General features: G+C 43.4%; 20 protein-coding genes. 18 read left to right on the top strand and 2 right to left on the bottom strand.

Features of this window, described 5'->3' with window-relative positions; genetic code table 11:
* From VK541_RS23890 to VK541_RS23805, 18 genes are all read left to right on the top strand, one after another.
* Positions 1-1,797, top strand: a 1,797-nt coding sequence (locus VK541_RS23890) for a 4Fe-4S dicluster domain-containing protein (RefSeq protein ID WP_324373114.1), incomplete at its 5' end; no start/stop codon positions are given.
* A 31-nt stretch (positions 1,798-1,828) separates the two neighbouring features.
* Positions 1,829-3,301, top strand: coding sequence for an NrfD/PsrC family molybdoenzyme membrane anchor subunit (gene nrfD, locus VK541_RS23885; protein WP_324373113.1), 1,473 nt, complete (start codon positions 1,829-1,831; stop codon positions 3,299-3,301).
* A gap of 2 nt (positions 3,302-3,303) precedes the next feature.
* Positions 3,304-3,840 carry a DUF3341 domain-containing protein gene (locus VK541_RS23880; RefSeq protein ID WP_324373112.1) on the top strand — a complete coding sequence of 179 codons (537 nt, stop codon included), beginning with the start codon at positions 3,304-3,306 and terminating at the stop codon, positions 3,838-3,840.
* Complete coding sequence (locus tag VK541_RS23875; protein WP_324373111.1) at positions 3,833-4,441, top strand: cytochrome c; 609 nt, start codon at positions 3,833-3,835, stop codon at positions 4,439-4,441. The genes VK541_RS23880 and VK541_RS23875 overlap by 8 nt, the downstream gene beginning before the upstream one ends.
* Positions 4,442-4,455: 14 nt before the next feature.
* Positions 4,456-5,673 carry a quinol:cytochrome C oxidoreductase gene (locus tag VK541_RS23870; RefSeq protein WP_324373110.1) on the top strand — a complete coding sequence of 406 codons (1,218 nt, stop codon included), beginning with the start codon at positions 4,456-4,458 and terminating at the stop codon, positions 5,671-5,673.
* Positions 5,674-5,739: 66 nt separating this feature from the next.
* On the top strand, positions 5,740-6,966 hold the full coding sequence (locus VK541_RS23865; protein WP_324373109.1) for a cytochrome c oxidase subunit II: 1,227 nt from the start codon (positions 5,740-5,742) through the stop codon (positions 6,964-6,966).
* Between the two features lie 128 nt (positions 6,967-7,094).
* Positions 7,095-8,879 (top strand): cytochrome c oxidase subunit I, encoded by a 1,785-nt coding sequence (locus VK541_RS23860; RefSeq protein WP_414692643.1) that lies wholly within the window; start codon positions 7,095-7,097, stop codon positions 8,877-8,879.
* 82 nt (positions 8,880-8,961) lie between these two features.
* The gene (locus tag VK541_RS23855; protein WP_324373107.1) at positions 8,962-10,029 is read left to right on the top strand and encodes a COX15/CtaA family protein; all 1,068 of its coding nucleotides are present in this window, start codon (positions 8,962-8,964) and stop codon (positions 10,027-10,029) included.
* Positions 10,030-10,036: 7 nt separating this feature from the next.
* On the top strand, positions 10,037-10,915 hold the full coding sequence (gene cyoE / locus VK541_RS23850) for a heme o synthase (protein ID WP_324373106.1): 879 nt from the start codon (positions 10,037-10,039) through the stop codon (positions 10,913-10,915).
* A gap of 7 nt (positions 10,916-10,922) precedes the next feature.
* Positions 10,923-11,513 (top strand): cytochrome c oxidase subunit 3, encoded by a 591-nt coding sequence (locus VK541_RS23845; RefSeq protein WP_324373105.1) that lies wholly within the window; start codon positions 10,923-10,925, stop codon positions 11,511-11,513.
* Positions 11,514-11,543: 30 nt separating this feature from the next.
* Positions 11,544-12,251, top strand: a complete 708-nt coding sequence (locus VK541_RS23840; RefSeq protein ID WP_324373104.1) for a cytochrome c oxidase subunit 3 — start codon at positions 11,544-11,546, stop codon at positions 12,249-12,251.
* A 24-nt stretch (positions 12,252-12,275) separates the two neighbouring features.
* Entirely contained in the window at positions 12,276-12,632 is a 357-nt protein-coding gene (locus VK541_RS23835; protein WP_324373102.1) for a cytochrome C oxidase subunit IV family protein, read from the top strand.
* Positions 12,632-13,339, top strand: coding sequence for an SCO family protein (locus tag VK541_RS23830; RefSeq protein WP_324373101.1), 708 nt, complete (start codon positions 12,632-12,634; stop codon positions 13,337-13,339). The genes VK541_RS23835 and VK541_RS23830 overlap by 1 nt, the downstream gene beginning before the upstream one ends.
* Before the next feature lie 21 nt (positions 13,340-13,360).
* A complete protein-coding gene (locus tag VK541_RS23825) occupies positions 13,361-13,933 on the top strand; it encodes a DUF420 domain-containing protein (protein WP_324373100.1) in 573 nt (190 codons plus the stop codon).
* 29 nt (positions 13,934-13,962) lie between these two features.
* A complete protein-coding gene (locus VK541_RS23820; protein WP_324373098.1) occupies positions 13,963-14,217 on the top strand; it encodes a hypothetical protein in 255 nt (84 codons plus the stop codon).
* Positions 14,201-14,599 carry a DUF983 domain-containing protein gene (locus VK541_RS23815; protein ID WP_324373097.1) on the top strand — a complete coding sequence of 133 codons (399 nt, stop codon included), beginning with the start codon at positions 14,201-14,203 and terminating at the stop codon, positions 14,597-14,599. The genes VK541_RS23820 and VK541_RS23815 overlap by 17 nt, the downstream gene beginning before the upstream one ends.
* Complete coding sequence (locus tag VK541_RS23810; RefSeq protein ID WP_324373095.1) at positions 14,596-15,258, top strand: DUF2461 domain-containing protein; 663 nt, start codon at positions 14,596-14,598, stop codon at positions 15,256-15,258. The genes VK541_RS23815 and VK541_RS23810 overlap by 4 nt, the downstream gene beginning before the upstream one ends.
* A gap of 43 nt (positions 15,259-15,301) precedes the next feature.
* Positions 15,302-16,144, top strand: coding sequence for an OmpA/MotB family protein (locus VK541_RS23805; RefSeq protein ID WP_324373094.1), 843 nt, complete (start codon positions 15,302-15,304; stop codon positions 16,142-16,144).
* A gap of 6 nt (positions 16,145-16,150) precedes the next feature.
* Here VK541_RS23805 and rfbC read toward each other — a convergent pair whose 3' ends face one another.
* A complete protein-coding gene (rfbC, locus tag VK541_RS23800; protein ID WP_324373093.1) occupies positions 16,151-16,705 on the bottom strand; it encodes a dTDP-4-dehydrorhamnose 3,5-epimerase in 555 nt (184 codons plus the stop codon).
* A gap of 8 nt (positions 16,706-16,713) precedes the next feature.
* Positions 16,714-17,016 (bottom strand): DUF4286 family protein, encoded by a 303-nt coding sequence (locus VK541_RS23795; RefSeq protein WP_324373092.1) that lies wholly within the window; start codon positions 17,014-17,016, stop codon positions 16,714-16,716.
* Positions 17,017-17,027: the final 11 nt, after the last annotated feature.

Raw genomic sequence — 17,027 nt, 5'->3', positions numbered from 1 at the left:
TTTGCTGAGGGATTGGCCAAAGTGGGATTAAAGGTTTCCTTCTCTGACAGACAGGACGAAACTTCGTCACTTTGTGATGTCATTGCGATCAATCCTAATTATCTGGAGTCATGGGGTGATGCAAATGCATATGATGGATATTACTCCATTGTACAGCCGACCATCAACCCGGTATTCAATTCACGTCAGGCAGAGGAGAGTTTGCTGATCTGGTCTAACGCACCTGTTAAGGAATACTATCAGTACGTGCGCAACAACTGGGAAGCGACGATACTTCCTGCACTGGGCAAGACCTGGAAGGATGTACTGCAAACAGGTGTATTTGCTTCGGCAGCCAAACCGGCAGGAACTTATGCTTTCTCATTGTCACTTGCGGCGGTGATTCCTTCCATCCTGAGCAACAGCAAGGCTTTAGCTAAAGATATCGAGCTTGAGGTTTACGAAAGTACCGGCATGCGCAACGGTAAACATGCGAATAACGCATTCCTGCAGGAACTTCCTGATCCGGTTTCTAAAGTGACCTGGGACAATTACATTGCCCTGGCACCTAAGTTTGCCGAGAAGCTGGGCTTTAAAGAATTTGATATTGTATCTGTAAAAGATGATAAGGGTTATTCCATTGAACTGCCTGTGCTGATCCAGCCGGGGCAAGCTCAGGGAACGGCTTCTGTCGCTTTAGGATATGGTCGTACCAAGGCCGGTAAAGCCGGAAATGATGTAGGCCAAAATGCTTACCCGTTTGTTAGCTTCACCAACGGTACTTCCAAATATGCGACTACTGTAAAATTAGAGGGAACAGGAAAAAGAGACGAGCTTGCCCAGACGCAAACCCATCACTCTTTTGAAGGCCGCAGCATTATTCGGGAAGCTAGTTTCACGGCATACCAAAAGAATCCTGCTGCCGGATCTGGCAATGATCACGCAAAGCATAAAACTTACGATCTGTGGGATAAATACGAAAAACCGGGTAACAACTGGGTAATGGCGATCGATTTGAATGCCTGTACAGGTTGCGGTTCGTGTATTGTGGCCTGTAACGTCGAAAACAACATTCCTGTTGTAGGTAAAGACGAAGTTCGCAGACGCAGAGAGATGCACTGGATCCGTATCGACCGTTATTACAGCTTCAATGTTGAAGGTGAAGCCCACGCAGAAGCTGAACACGGGGCGCACAGCACCGGCATCAATTCGGTAACTAAAGAGAAGGAAATTGCACATCTGGATAACATGGACAATGTCTCTGTAGTGCATCAGCCGATGCTTTGCCAGCACTGTGACCATGCGCCATGTGAAACGGTTTGTCCGGTACTGGCTACCACTCACTCTTCAGACGGCTTAAACCATATGGCTTATAACCGCTGCGTAGGTACCCGTTATTGTGCAAATAACTGTCCGTACAAAGTGCGCCGTTTCAACTGGTTCAACTACTGGAACGACTCACGTTTTGACAATTACCTGAACAATGAGTTTACTCAGCTGGTACTTAACCCCGATGTAACTGCCCGTTCAAGAGGTGTGATGGAGAAATGTTCAATGTGTATTCAGCGTATCCAGTCTGGTAAACTGCAGGCCAAAATCGAGAAACGTCCATTGAAGGATGGCGATATCAAAATGGCATGCCAGCAAGCTTGTTCTGCAAATGCGATCATATTTGGCGACGGCAATGACCCTAATTCGGAAGTTTCCAAAGCATTGCGCAGTGAGCGTACTTACTACGTGCTGGAAGAGATCAACGTACAGCCGGGTATAGGTTATATGACAAAAATTAGAAATACAGATACAACAGTACACGCGTAAGCAGATAGCTGATATTAAAAGAAAATAAATTATGTCAGGACATAAGGAATCAATATTAAGAGAACCACTAATTACCGGCCAGAACATCACGTATTCGAAGATTACGAGTGACATTCTGCTGCCGGTGGAGAACAAGCCTAACAGGGCGTGGTGGATTGGATTTATAATCGCACTTTGCGGTGCTACACTTTGGGTGTTTGCCGTGAGCTACACCTTCTGGTTCGGTATCGGATCATGGGGATTGAATAAAACAGTGGGCTGGGCCTGGGACATCACCGGTTTCGTGTGGTGGGTGGGTATTGGTCACGCAGGAACACTGATCTCTGCGGTACTGCTGCTCTTCCGTCAGAACTGGAGGAACTCCATCAACAGATCTGCTGAGGCGATGACGATATTTGCCGTTATCTGCGCAGCCACTTACGTAGTATCTCACATGGGCCGCCCCTGGCTGGCTTACTGGGTACTGCCATTGCCAAATCAGTTTGGTTCACTATGGGTAAACTTTAACTCGCCGCTGGTATGGGATATGTTTGCGATCTCTACTTACTTCTCGGTTTCCTTATTGTTCTGGTACACAGGTTTATTGCCTGATATCGCAACGATCCGTGACCGTGCTACAGGCCTGAGACGCAGGATCTATTCTATATTCTCATTCGGATGGTCTGGTAATGTGAAAACCTGGCAGCGTTTTGAGGCGGTGTCTCTGATCCTTGCAGGTATCTCTACACCACTTGTACTTTCGGTACACACCATTGTATCCATGGACTTTGCTACCTCGGTAATTCCGGGATGGCACACCACGATCTTCCCTCCTTATTTTGTGGCGGGAGCGATCTTCTCAGGCTTTGCGATGGTACTTACCTTATTGCTGGTTGCACGTAAAGTGCTGGGTCTGGAAAATTACATCACCATGTTCCACATTGAATCAATGAACAAGATCATCATCCTGACCGGATCTATTGTGGGTGTAGCTTATTTAACTGAGTTTTTCATCGCCTGGTATTCAGGTTCTGAATATGAGCAATACGCATTTATCAACCGCTCAACCGGTCCGTACTGGTGGGCATACTGGATGATGATGACCTGTAATGTGATCTCGCCGCAGCTGTTGTGGTTTAAAAAGATCCGGACCAACATTGCGGCTACCTGGATCTTATCTATCGTAGTGAATATCGGGATGTGGTTTGAACGTTTTGTAATTATCGTGACTTCACTGCACCGTGATTATATCCCGTCAAGCTGGGCGATGTTCTATCCAACATGGGTTGATGTGAGTGTGTTCATAGGTTCAATAGGATTATTCTTCACTTTGTTCCTGCTGTTCTTAAGGGTGTTGCCGTCAATTGCAATCGCAGAGGTTAAATTACTGCTGAAGAGTGCCAGTGAACAGGCTAAACTGGAGCAAATTAAAGAAGGTCATTTAGATAAAGAATATGTAGCAGAATACATAGAATCTTTAGATAAGTTTGATAGTGTTAAACAAGAAGAATACGCAAAAATATAACAATGAGTGATATCAAATATATTTTAGGCAGTTTTGGTGATCCTGATGAAATGATGCATGGCATCGAAAAATTGCAGGAGAATAACATTAAGATACATGATGTTTATACACCAATGCCTATTCACGGCATCGAAGCTAAATTGGGAATTAAAAGATCCAGACTGGATATACTCGCATTCTTTTGCGGATTAACAGGTACTGCATCTGCATTTGCACTGATCTATTTAACATCTGTAGTAGATTGGAAGCACAACATTGGTGGTAAACCCGCTTTAGCACTGCCGGATTTTATTCCAATCATGTTTGAGCTTACAGTTTTGTTCTGTGCATTCAGTCTGGTTGGTGCTTACTATGCATCTACACATTTGTTTCCCGGACGGGCTCCAAGAGTAATGGACCTGAGGGCAACTGATGACAGGTTTATCATTGCGATAGACGCTAAAGAAAATGCTGAGCACAGTAAAATTGATGATTTATTAAAAGATGCCGGTGCTTTGGAAATAAAGTACAATGAAAGGAAGTATGTTAGCTATGAATAAGAATAAAGTAGTTTTAGCCTCGTTTTGTATTCTGGCTAGTGCTGTGGTATTTTCAGCATGCCGGGATAAAGAAAGCACGGGTTTAGAATATGCAAGGAATATGTATGATCCGCTTGCGCCTAACCCGGATCAGCCCCTGTCTACTACTAATGAGCAGTTGAAAAGTTTTAAGGGACAAACTGCGCAGACACCTCCGGCTCATACAGCACCAATTGGGTTTGTGGAGGATGATATTTATCCGAATACAAAGGAAGGGTATGAGGCCGCAGGTGTGAGCCTGGTAAATACCATGCCGCTGACTGAAGAGAACTTACTGAAAGGGCAGCACCTTTATGTGGTGATGTGCGGTCCTTGCCATGGAGAAAAAGGTGACGGACAAGGCCACCTGGTTAAAATTGAGAAGTTTAGCGGGGTACCTTCATTCATTGATCCGGAAAAAGCATCTTCAAGGGGTGGTCTGATGAAAGACCTGACTGCAGGAAAAATTTACCATACCATTAAATACGGTGTGAACATGATGGGATCTTACGCCTCCCAGCTCACGCCTGACGAGAGATGGAAAGTGGTATTGTACGTACAAGAATTACAAAAAGCAAAATAGTAAAGAAGAAATAAATGGGAACTCATAATTATAATTTAACTGAGCAGTTTGAGTTTACAGGTAAAGCAAAAACTTTAAGCATAATCGCTATAGTTATAGGTATAGCGGCTATTGGTTTTGGTTTTTCTAAAGAGTCGCTGCATGAGCGTACTTTTGCAAACCTGTTACTAATGGCTTATTACTTCGCTTGTGTTTGCATGTCCGGCGCCTTCTTTTTAGCCGTACAGTTTGTGGCGCAGGCAGGATGGTCCGCTTCGATACTACGTGTACCTGAGGCCATGGCCAAAGTGCTGCCGATTGCAGTAGTGATCTTATTGGTGGTAATAGGGCTTGGATTATATTCGCACAACTTATATCACCACTGGCACGCAGAGGGTCTTACCGATCCCAACAGTGAGAACTATGATAAATTGATAGACGGCAAGTCGTCGTTTCTGAACGTCCCGTTCTTTATGGGCAGACAGATCGTTTTTCTGACGATATACAGTATATTCGCCTATTACCTGGCTAAATGGTCAAACAATGAAGATTTAGAGGGCGGTCTGAATTCATACAGAAAGAGCTTTAAGTACTCTTGTATATTTTTAGTGATCTACGGATTTACTACGCCGATATTTGCATTTGATACCGTGATGTCACTGGAAGCTCACTGGTTCTCTACCATGTTCGGCTGGTACAATTTTGCCGCCATGTGGGTGAGCAGCCTGGCTGCTATTGCCATCATTCTGATCCTGCTGAGAAAAGCGGGTTACATGAGCTGGGTAAATAACAGTCACCTGCACAATCTTGGACAGTTCATCTTTGGCTTCTCTATATTCTGGACCTATGTATGGTTTGCGCAGTTCATGCTGATCTATTATGCGAACATTCCGGAAGAGACCGTGTATTTTTACAACAGATGGGAGAATTATGAATTCTGGTGGTATTTAAACCTGATCCTTAACTTCTTATCACCGGTATTGCTGCTGATGGACAGGGATAACAAAAGACAGGAAAATATATTGCTGGCGGTTTCAATTGTTGTGTTGTGCGGCCACTGGGTAGACTATTATCAGATGATCATGCCTGGGGCAGTGAAGAAGGGTGAGAATGGGTTTGGATTTATTGAGATCGGAACTGCAGTAGGTTTTGTAGGTTTGTTTACCTTTACCGTTCTGAGGGCATTGAGCAAGAAGCCATTGATCGCAAAAAATCATCCTTTCTTGCAGGAAAGTTTAAATCACCACTTGTAATACCGGTGGAACAGCATATAATAAATAATAGTATAATAGAAGTACAGTGTTACTACTTTTAAGGAAATGAGTTTAAGAAAATTTATAAGTAATAAAACAATAGCGGGACTGGCAGTAATATTGACTGCGTTTGCAAATACCGGTGCATTTGCTCAGGCTGCAGAAGCTGCTGCTGCGACCGCCGAAAAACCAGTGGACATGGGCCCGGTCTATAAGTCGGCAATTTTTTACGTGCTGGCCTTTTTGGTACTGTGCTTGTTCATAGCAATAATCGGAAAGGCACTGAAAGTGTATGAACTGACCAGGCAGGCACAGGATAAACCTAAAGGGATCAACTGGGATGCTATAAATGGATTTCTTTTCGCTCTGTTTCTGATCGTAGGTATATACGGAGTATACTGGGAATATACAGTCCATGGCAACATGCTGCTGCCCGAGGCAGCTTCAGAACATGGTAAAAAGATCGATCAGATGTTTAACATCACGCTGATCATTACGACGATCGTTTTTATACTGACACATATTGCCTTATTCGGATTCGCCTATCTGTATAAGAATACCGGTAAACGAAAAGCATATTACTATCCGCATAATAACGCTCTGGAACGTTTGTGGACTATTATCCCGGCCCTAGTGTTAACGGTACTGGTTTTAATGGGTTTCCTGACCTGGAGGTCTATATTCTATAAAGTTGTAGACCCGAACAATAAGCCGATCAGCATTGAGATCACTTCTGCTCAGTTTTCATGGACTATCCGTTATCCGGGAGCCGACGGTGTGGTAGGTGTTAAAAATTACAAACTGATCAATTCCGCCAATTCACTGGGTATAGATTTTAACGACAAGAAGTCTCTTGATGATCAGGTAGCAGATGTCATGGTGATCCCGGTGAACAAGCCTGTTCGTTTGATCCTGACCAGTAAGGATGTATTACATAGTTTTTATATGCCGCATTTCAGGGTTCAGCTGAACACCGTTCCCGGCATGACTTCTTTCTTTGAATTCACGCCAACGATCACCACTGCGGAGATGAAGAAGAAAACGAATGATCCTAAATTCCAATATTTGTTCCTGTGTGCAAAGATCTGTGGCCAGGGCCACTACAACATGCAGAAGGAAGTAAGGGTGGTATCACAGGAAGAATACAATGTCTGGATTGCTGAGCAGGCTCCATATTTAACTGACGATTTGAGAAAACAATTTAACATGCCTGTAACCGCAGCACCGGCAGCTGAGCCGGCTGCAACGGATACTTCAGCGGTTAATACAAATCAAATAGCTTTAAAAAAATAACAATACTGGAATAGCACATTATGTCAACTATATCATTACACGATACACATAACCACGATAGCCATGATGATCATGGACATCACAAAGAGACTTTCTTAACGAAGTACATCTTTAGTCAGGATCACAAGATGATCGCCAAACAGTTCTTGATAACTGGTATTATCATGGCTGTAATAGCAATGTGTTTGTCCATATTGTTCCGGTTACAGCTGGCCTGGCCTGATAAATCTTTCCCTATCCTGGAAACTTTTTTAGGAAAGTGGGCTGAAGGCGGACGGATTAAACCCGATTTTTACCTGGCGCTGGTAACGATTCACGGAACCATTATGGTGTTCTTTGTGTTAACCGCGGGTTTGAGCGGTACATTCAGTAATTTACTGATCCCGCTTCAACTGGGTGCAAGGGATATGGCTTCGCCGTTCCTGAACATGCTTTCTTACTGGTTCTTCTTTTCGGCCTGTGTGATCATGATGAGCTCATTCTTTATTCAAACGGGTCCTGCGAGTGCCGGATGGACGGTATATCCTCCATTGTCTGCTTTGCCAACTGCAATTAGCGGATCCGGACTTGGAATGACCTTATGGCTGATCAGTATGGTGCTTTTTGTTGCTTCATCTTTGATGGGTGGTATCAATTATGTAACTACTGTATTAAATATGCGTACAAAGGGTATGGACCTTTGGAAAATGCCGCTGACGATCTGGGCATTTTTTCTGACTGCCGTATTGGGTATCTTGTCATTCCCTGTGCTGGTAGCCGGTGTTGTGCTCCTGATATTTGACCGTAGTTTTGGAACGAGTTTTTATCTTTCTGATATTGTAATGGGTACCCAGGTATTGCCGAATGAAGGGGGCTCGCCGATTTTATGGCAGCATTTGTTCTGGTTCCTTGGTCACCCGGAAGTATATATTGTAATTATGCCTGCTCTGGGTATCTCTTCTGAGATCATCTCGGTGAACTCCAGGAAGCCGATATTTGGTTACCATGCGATGATCTATTCATTGATCGGTATCACTACGCTGTCCTTTATTGTATGGGGTCACCACATGTTTGTAACGGGTATGAACCCGCTGCTCGGAGGTGTATTTATGATCACCACGCTCATTATCGCGGTACCTTCAGCAGTCAAGACTTTTAACTACCTGGCTACACTTTGGCGCGGGAACATCAAATTTACCCCTGCAATGCTGTTTGCCATTGGACTGGTATCCTTCTTTATTTCAGGAGGTCTGACCGGTATATTCCTGGGTAATGCTGCATTGGATATTAATCTCCACGATACTTATTTTGTGGTAGCTCACTTCCACCTGGTAATGGGTTCAGCAGCGATCTTTGGTATGCTCGCGGGTGTTTATCACTGGTATCCGAGAATGTTCGGAAGAATGATGAACAATAAATTGGGTTACCTGCATTTCTGGCTGACCTTTATCGCGGCTTATCTGGTATTTTTCCCATTACACTTCTTAGGCCTGGATGGTGTACCCCGCCGTTACTATGCTTTTACAGAGTTTGAGTTTATGCAGAAATGGCTTACCGTAAACGTGTTTGTGACATGGGCGGCGATCATCGGCGCGCTTGCACAAGTGGCCTTTCTCTGGAATTTCTTCTACTCTATATTTAAGGGCAAACGGGCACCTCAAAATCCCTGGGGAGCTAATACGCTGGAATGGACTGCTCCGGTAGAGCACCTGCACGGCAACTGGCCTGGCGAAATCCCAACTGTTTACCGCTGGCCATATGACTACAGTAAACCTGGTGCTGAAGAAGATTTTATTCCGCAAACTGTGCCTTTCTCGCAAACCATGAGTTCAAATATGCCGCATGACTTTGAGGGAAATGCTGAATCTGAGCGTATACAGAGAGAGTGGGAAGAGCAGGAAGAAGCTGCTGCAGCTAAAACGAAATTAGACTAGTATTATAGTTTATAATGAGATGGGGTATCTGCAGTAGGTAAATACTTACAACAGATACCTCATTTTTTTTAATCATTTACACATGGTTCCTAAATCTGAAGAGAGATTTATCAGGCTAAACCTTACAACAATTGTGGTTACCCTTTTGCTAATTCTGGCAGGCGGTATCGTACGCAGTACAGGGTCTGGTATGGGCTGTCCGGATTGGCCAAAGTGTTTTGATCAATATGTGCCGCCAACTGCTGTCAGCCAGCTTCCTGCCGATTATAAGGAGAAATTCGTGGCTGAGCGGGTTGCAAAGAATGAGCGTTTCGCGAAGACACTTGATAAAATGGGCAAATCCCAGCTTGCAGACAGTATCAGGCATGATGCGTCAATCCTGCAGCCGGAGACATTCAATGCTGCAAAGACCTGGACTGAATATGTAAACAGACTAATGGGGGCTTTGACAGGATTTTTGTTATTGGGACTGCTGATTTTTTCTTTTACTTATCGCAGAACAGCAAAAAGAATAATCGCACTTAGTTTTTTAAATCTGATCATCGTGGGTTTTCAGGCATGGCTTGGCTCTATTGTGGTCTCCACTAACCTGGTCGCCTGGATCGTTACCGTACACATGCTCCTGGCCCTGGTGATATTGGCAATTCTGATCTATACATATAATTATGCGCAGCAAATGCATAAACAACGGACCGTGGTTATGGCGCAGGTGTTCTGGCTGAAACTGCTGATCTTTCTGGGAATAGTGGTCACTGTGGTACAGATCGTTCTGGGCACCGAGGTAAGGGAAGCGGTTGATGCGGTATCCAGGAGTCTGAGGTATGGGGACAGGGGGAGCTGGTTAAGCAGGGTGGGTGAGATTTTCTCTTTACACCGTGATCTGGCCATAGCGGTACTCTTACTGAACATTATTATTTATAAGGTGACAAAGGACAGATTCAGCGGAAAGTCTGCTGCATTGATGGTCATAAATTCTATAGCAGTTACTTTGATCCTGCAGATCATTACTGGTTTATTGCTGTCAAATCTTGCCCTGCCTCCTTATGCGCAAGCGCTGCACATTTTATTTAGCACACTTTTATTTAGCCTTCAATATTACCTTTATTTGCTGGTTTACAAAACAACGGCCTACAAACAGGGGATTAATTAAATATAACTTGAAACAATTTTTAACAGATTTCTCCAAACTCATTAAATTCAGATTAACTTTTCTGGTTGTGTTTTCGGCATCGGTTACTTTTTTGATCGGTTCGAAGGTTTCAATAGACGGAGTTGCACCGGGCATTGACTGGACTAACTGGCTGATCCTGATCGCAGGTGGTTTTTTGGTTACTTCTGCGGCGAATTGTTTCAATGAAGTAATTGAGGTAGATCTTGATAAGCTGATGACCAGAACAAAGGACCGGCCGATGCCTGCAGGTCATATGACAACCGGGCAAGGACTGGTCTCCGGTTTGGTAATGGGTATGCTGGGGACCTGGCTGCTGGGTAAGCTGAATATTGAAACAGGTCTGCTGTCGGTATTTTCCATATTCTTATATGCGTTTGCTTACACTCCTTTAAAAAGAAAGTCACCTATAGCTGTGTTTGTAGGTGCGATACCAGGAGCTTTACCGCCGCTGATCGGTTATGTAGCCGCGCATGGCAAAATCGACAGGATCGCAGTGATACTTTTCCTGGTCCAGTTTGTATGGCAATTCCCGCATTTTTGGTCCATTGCCTGGGTATTGGATGATGACTATAAAAAGGCGGGATTTAGGTTACTGCCTACTACAAAACGGGACAAGGTCAGTGCCTTCATTACCTTTCTGAGCGCGTTGATTTTGATCCCTGTAAGTTTACTGCCAACATTCTATGGTTTTGGAGGGTATTACATTGCGGCGGTTTCCCTGGTAGCCGGATTGGTTTTTGCCTGGCTTGCATTTAAGATGTGGATGAATATGGATTTGGCGAGTGCGAGAAAAGTAATGTTTTGCTCTTTCTTTTACCTGCCGCTGGTGCAATTGATTTTATTGTTTGATTTTATAGCGAAATAAATTTAAAATGGTACATACATTAAATAAACAGGATGTGAACAACGACGCTCAGACAGATTTGAAACCTAAAAAGTTCATAGTGTGGCTGTTCATGGTGTCGTCAATGATCATGTTCGGGGGCTGGACGAGTTACTATATTGTGTTCTCCGCCTCTAAAGGGAAGGGACACGGACTGGTATTGCCGGATCTGTTCATTTACAGTACAGCGGTTTTGCTGGTCAGCAGCCTGTGTTTGTTTTTAGCCTCCAGGGCATTAAAAGCAGGAAATACAGGTGTCCAGCGCGGGCTTTTGTGGGTGACACTGGCATTGGGGATCTTATTTGGGTATTTGCAGATATCCGCATGGTCTACACTGGTTGCAACCGGTGCTTTTTTCTCTAATAATAACGCAGCGATTTCCATGATCTATGTGGTGTCCGGATTCCACTTATTACACATTTTCGCAGGGGTTTGCTTTTTATTGAACGCCATTGTGGGCACATATTTGAATATCTCTTCGGAGAGGCGTAAATTCCGGATGGAAGTCGCGGCTATATTTTGGCATTTTATAGATATATTATGGATATATCTGTATGTTTTTTTACTTTTGAACAGTTAGATTTTTTAACAAACTATTACTATTTACAAAATGAGTTCATTATCACAATTAGATCAGGTAAAAACTACTCCATGGAGTGGAGGCCGCTCGCCGTGGTCAGTAGAGTACGGCAAAATTATGATGTGGTTTTTCCTGGTTTCTGATGCATTCACATTTTCGTCGCTTTTGATCTACTACGGGGCACAGCGCTTCAGTAAGTTTACATGGCCTGCACCTGATAAGGTGTTCCAGTCCATTCCGGGAATAGCAGAACATGGCGCTCCATTGGTTTTCGTCGGTATCATGACTTTCATCCTGATCATGAGTTCGGTAACCATGGTACTGGCTGTTGAGGCCGGACACAGACGCTCTAAAAAAGAAGTTATCGGATGGATGATCGCCACGATTATAGGAGGGTTAATGTTCTTAGGCTGTCAGGCGATTGAATGGACTCACTTGCACCATGATGGTTTCTGGTGGGGAACTATTCCTACAGCAGAGGAACTGAAGCACTTCTTTAACGGACCGGTATCTTTGGTGGCGGCGCAGCAATTCGCCAACCTGTTCTTTACCATTACGGGTTTCCACGGGTTTCACGTGTTTAGCGGAGTGATCATTAATATCATTATATTGTGTATGACCATTAACGGAACTTTCGAAAAGAAAGGTCATTACTTAATGGTGGAGAAAGTAGGTCTGTACTGGCACTTTGTAGATTTAGTATGGGTGTTTGTATTTACATTCTTCTATTTGGTTTAATTGTAATTTTATAAAAATATTATCATGTCAGAACATCACTCACATACAGAAGAAGGTCACGAGCACGGTGATCACGCAGGTTTATCGAAAGGTAAAATCTGGAAGGTATTTGGAATTCTATTGCTGATCACAGTAATTGAGTTTATCATTGCGCTATGGGCAATTCCTGGTGGTCACCTTACCCAGCATACCGGTAATTACATCTACATCGTATTGACGTTATTAAAAGCGTTCTACATTGTTGCATATTTCATGCACCTGAAATTTGAGAAACGCGGGTTACAGCTGGCGTTAACAGTTTCATTCGTATTCATCATGTATTTTATCGTGCTGATGATGATTGAAGGAGATTACCTGAACGTGCATATGCCTGTTGTTTAATGAAGCCTGCTTCTATAAAGAAAATCTTAATCCTGGTCACCATATTAGCGGTACCAGGATTTTTATATTATTTGCTGCAGGACCAGGGCAAGAACAGGTATAAACCACTGCCTTTTTTTGGGCCCAAAGTGTATGGGCATTCTTTTCATGAGGTAAGGGGTAAAACGATCGCTGATACGATATATCATGAGGCGAAGGGTCTTGATTTTATCAATCAGGCTGGTAAATCTGTCAGCTGGAATAATTATAAAGACAAGATTGTTATTTTTAACGTGTTCTATACTCAGCCGGTTTCGGAAGCAGTGAGGTTATCCAATAAGGCAATGCAGGCATTTGACGCCATGTATTCGGAAAATAGAATGATACATTTTGTGAGTATGAGCATTGACCCTGTTTATGACCAGCCTGAAGTATTAACAAAATATGCAGACAGTCTCTCTGCAAAACCTGGAAAGTGGGATCTCCTTACAGGAGACAGCACTAAGCTTTTTTCATTTATAAATGAGCAGTTATTTATGGATGCGCATCAGGCTTTTGGCAGGGGACGCAAGCATTTTCTATTGAGTGATTATTTTGTGCTGGTTGATCCTCAGCACCGGATCCGGGGTTATTACCGCTCAAACAGGCAGGAAGATTTATCGAGGCTGGATGATGAGATCAAGGTATTGATCGCAGAAGTACTGAGAAATACTGAAGACGGAAGATAATTTTTCCAATATCCAATTTATATGAATATCAACGATAAGTTTTTTTTAAGATTAATATGGGTGGTGACCGCAGTGGTTTTGCTGGTGGTCATTGCTTTAAAACTGATTCCCCCGCCTCAGGGCAGACCCGCCTTTATTTATATGTTGCCGCATATTATTGGAGGTATTAACGCAACATGTTCGGTTCTTCTTGTGGTTTCGCTGATCTTTATCAGGCGAAAGAATATACAGGCCCATAAAGTGACAAATGTGATCACTTTCGTCCTGTCTGCATTATTTCTCGTATTTTATATCCTTTTCCATCTGTATGAAAAAGATACCCGCTTTGGCGATGCAGATCATGACGGACTTTTGTCGGCCGCAGAGCTGGCAGCAGCAGGGGCATTCAGGTATGTTTATTTCTTTATCCTGATCACGCATATTATCCTGGCCGTTGCTGTATTGCCGCTGATCCTGATCAGTTTCTTAAGAGGTTTCAGTATGCAGGTAGAGCGTCACAGGAAGATCGTTCGCTGGGCTTATCCAGTCTGGCTGTACGTGGCTGTTACAGGAGTTGTGGTTTATCTGATGATCTCTCCATATTATAATTTTTAGTCCGGATTTTCTTTCCTTATATTTGCAGCATGAAAAGGATAGCATTTGTTTTCATTCTTATTTTATTGTTTGCGGGTTCGTCTGTCACTCCTGTTAAGGCGCAGTGTGCGATGTGTACAATCAGTGCGGAGCAGGGTACAAAGAATGGCAATACACAAGGTAAAGGACTGAATTCAGGCATCATATACCTTTTGGTAATTCCTTATCTGATGATATCCGGTATAGGTGTATTGTGGTATTTAAAATACCGTAAAAAATCTGCAGGATATGCTCAAAACATCTAAGTTTTATGCAGTCATCCACGGCAAATGTCCGCAGTGCCGGCGAGGTGATATTTTTACAGGCAGTCTTTATGGCCTGGATGTTCAGCGTACCAATACGGTTTGTGCGCACTGTGGTCAGCGGTTTGAGATAGAGCCGGGATATTTCTATGCCGCGATGTACGTGAGCTATGCGATGAACTGTGCTGAAATGATCGGGCTGGGCATTGGTACGTACGCGTTTTCAGGAGGAAACCTCGAATTTGAATCACTTTGGCTATACATTACGGTAATTTTTACAGGCTGTTTACTTTTGGCGCCATTTAATTACCGGTATTCACGGGTGATTTTATTACATTGGCTATCTCCGAAAATAAAGTATAACGCCTATTATGATAAGCCATGATTAAGCCTGAGACCCTTGGATTTATAACCGATGTAGCTAAAAATAATAACCGTGAATGGTTCGCGGAAAATAAAGAGCGCTACGAAACGGCACGTGAAGATGTATTGTCGTTCATCACACTGCTCATTCAGGAGCTGGCCGCTGTCGATAAAGAATTTCCGGCAGATATGCCTGCTAAGAAATGCTTAATGCGAATTTACAGGGATGTGCGGTTCAGTAAAAACAAAGATCCTTATAAAAATAATTATGGCACTTCATTCAGGGTAAAGGGCAAAGGAGTTCCCGAACCCGAGTACTACCTGCACATTCAACCGGATAATTCCTTTTTTGCCGCAGGATTCTGGATGCCGGAGGCTGCTGTACTAAAGAAGATAAGAGAAGAGATTGATTACAATACTTCGGAATTTCTGGACATCATTAATGCCGGGGATTTTAAAAAGATCTATAAGCTGAGTGAAGAAGATAAATTAAAAAAGGCCCCGAAAGGCTATGAAAATGATCATCCGCAGATCGAACTTTTGAAGCTGAAAAGCTATATTGCGATCTATCCCCTTAAAGATGAAGAGTTCCTGAGCCCGGGAATCGTTGATAAGTTGAAAAATGCTTTTAAAAGTGTCTACCCATTTATTTTATTTTTGAGAAATGCCATGGCACAATGACCAGGTTAGATTTTATTACTGCTAGAAAAGCAATTATATATTAATGAAAAAAATCATTTTGTTTTTGTTCGCCGTGATGGCCGTCAGTGCATGGAGCTCCTGCGTTATTTTGTCCCCGAAAAAATACAAGTCTTTATTGTCTAAACAGGACTCATTGAGTAAAGGCTGGACTGAGTCACAGCAGAAGAATGAAAGTTTGGAAGGTCTGATCGCCAGGCTTAGAAAAGACACTGTTGGTTTAAGCAGTGCGCTAAATGATCTTAAAAGCAGGTATTCTGAGATGGACAGCAATTATACGAAGCTGCGCAGCAATAGTTCCTCTGAGATCAACAAATTGAGCAGTGACCTTAAAAAACGTGAGCAGCGGTTGAAGGAAGTCGAAGAGATCCTGCGCAAACGTGATGAGGCCACCAATCAGCTCAAAGAAAAACTGCAGCAGGCTTTGCTGGGCTTTACCAAGAATGGACTGACGGTGGAAATCAGGAACGGTAAAGTATATGTTTCGCTGATGGATAAACTGCTGTTCCCTTCGGGAAGTATCATCATTGATGAAAAAGGTAAGCAGGCGCTGAGTCAGCTGGCTAATGTGCTGAAACAGCAGCCGGAGATCAATATCGCTGTCGAAGGCCATACCGATTCACAGAAAATTACCAACCTTGGGCAAATTAAAGACAACTGGGACCTGAGTGTTTTAAGGTCTACCTCGGTAGTCAGGTACCTTACAGAGGTAAGTAAAGTGGAAGCTGTTCGCATGACTGCAACCGGCAAGGGAGAATTTCAACCCTTAGGACCAAATACAACCGCTGAAAGCAGAAGTAAAAACCGCAGGATTGAAATTGTGTTATCTCCTAAACTGGATGAGCTATACGATCTGATCAAACAATAAAGCTGATTAAAACGGACTGTCGAAATCTTTAAACGCTGGTAACAGCAAGTCCTTTTCAGACAGCAGCAGTGATTCTTCAGCAATTTCTGCATTCCATTTGATATTCAGGTCCGCATCATTCCACATCACGCCGATCTCTGAATCCCTGTCATAGTAACTGGTTACTTTGTAGGTAAAGATGGTATGGTCTGCGAGGGTTAGGAAACCGTGCAGGAAACCAGGAGGAACCCACAGTTGCTTATGGTTTTCCCCGCTTAGCTCAATGCTGAAATGATGTCCGAAGGTGGCAGAATTTTTCCTGATGTCTACAGCGACATCCAGTACACTTCCAGCGATAACGCGTACCAGTTTGCCTTGTGCGAACGGAGGTTTTTGAGCGTGAAGACCACGTAAAGCTCCTTTTTGCGAAAAAGACTGATTGTCTTGTACAAAGGCGTGGCTGATACCGGCATTGGCAAATAAATTGGCATTGAAACTTTCGTAAAAATAGCCGCGGTTGTCTTTCCAGACTTTAGGCTCTATGATCAGCAGGCCTTCTATTGGGGTTTTAACAATATTCATATGTGGGATTAAGCAATGTATTCCATCAGTGTTCTAAAGGCTACAACCCTGGTTTCAAAATGTTGAAGGGCCTCTGCCTGTAATTCGGGCGCAAATTTTTCCTGATACTCCTCGTATTCAGCCATACTTTCGGCCACATACTGGGCGCAATAGGTGACTCCTTCATTGGGAGAATCCAATACTTTTAACAAGCGGTAAGACACGAATTTTCCGGTTTCCATCACTTTTGGAATGTGTTCCTCCTGCATCCATTGCAGCCATTGTGCGGCGGTATCGTCCTCTATGATCGAGGTAACATTATATAATAACATCGGGCAAAGAT

This window comes from Pedobacter sp. (genome assembly GCF_035317785.1).
Taxonomy (GTDB): domain Bacteria; phylum Bacteroidota; class Bacteroidia; order Sphingobacteriales; family Sphingobacteriaceae; genus Pedobacter.
The sequence above is the reverse complement of the archived record's forward strand: the minus strand, read 5'-3'. Positions and strand labels throughout refer to the sequence as shown.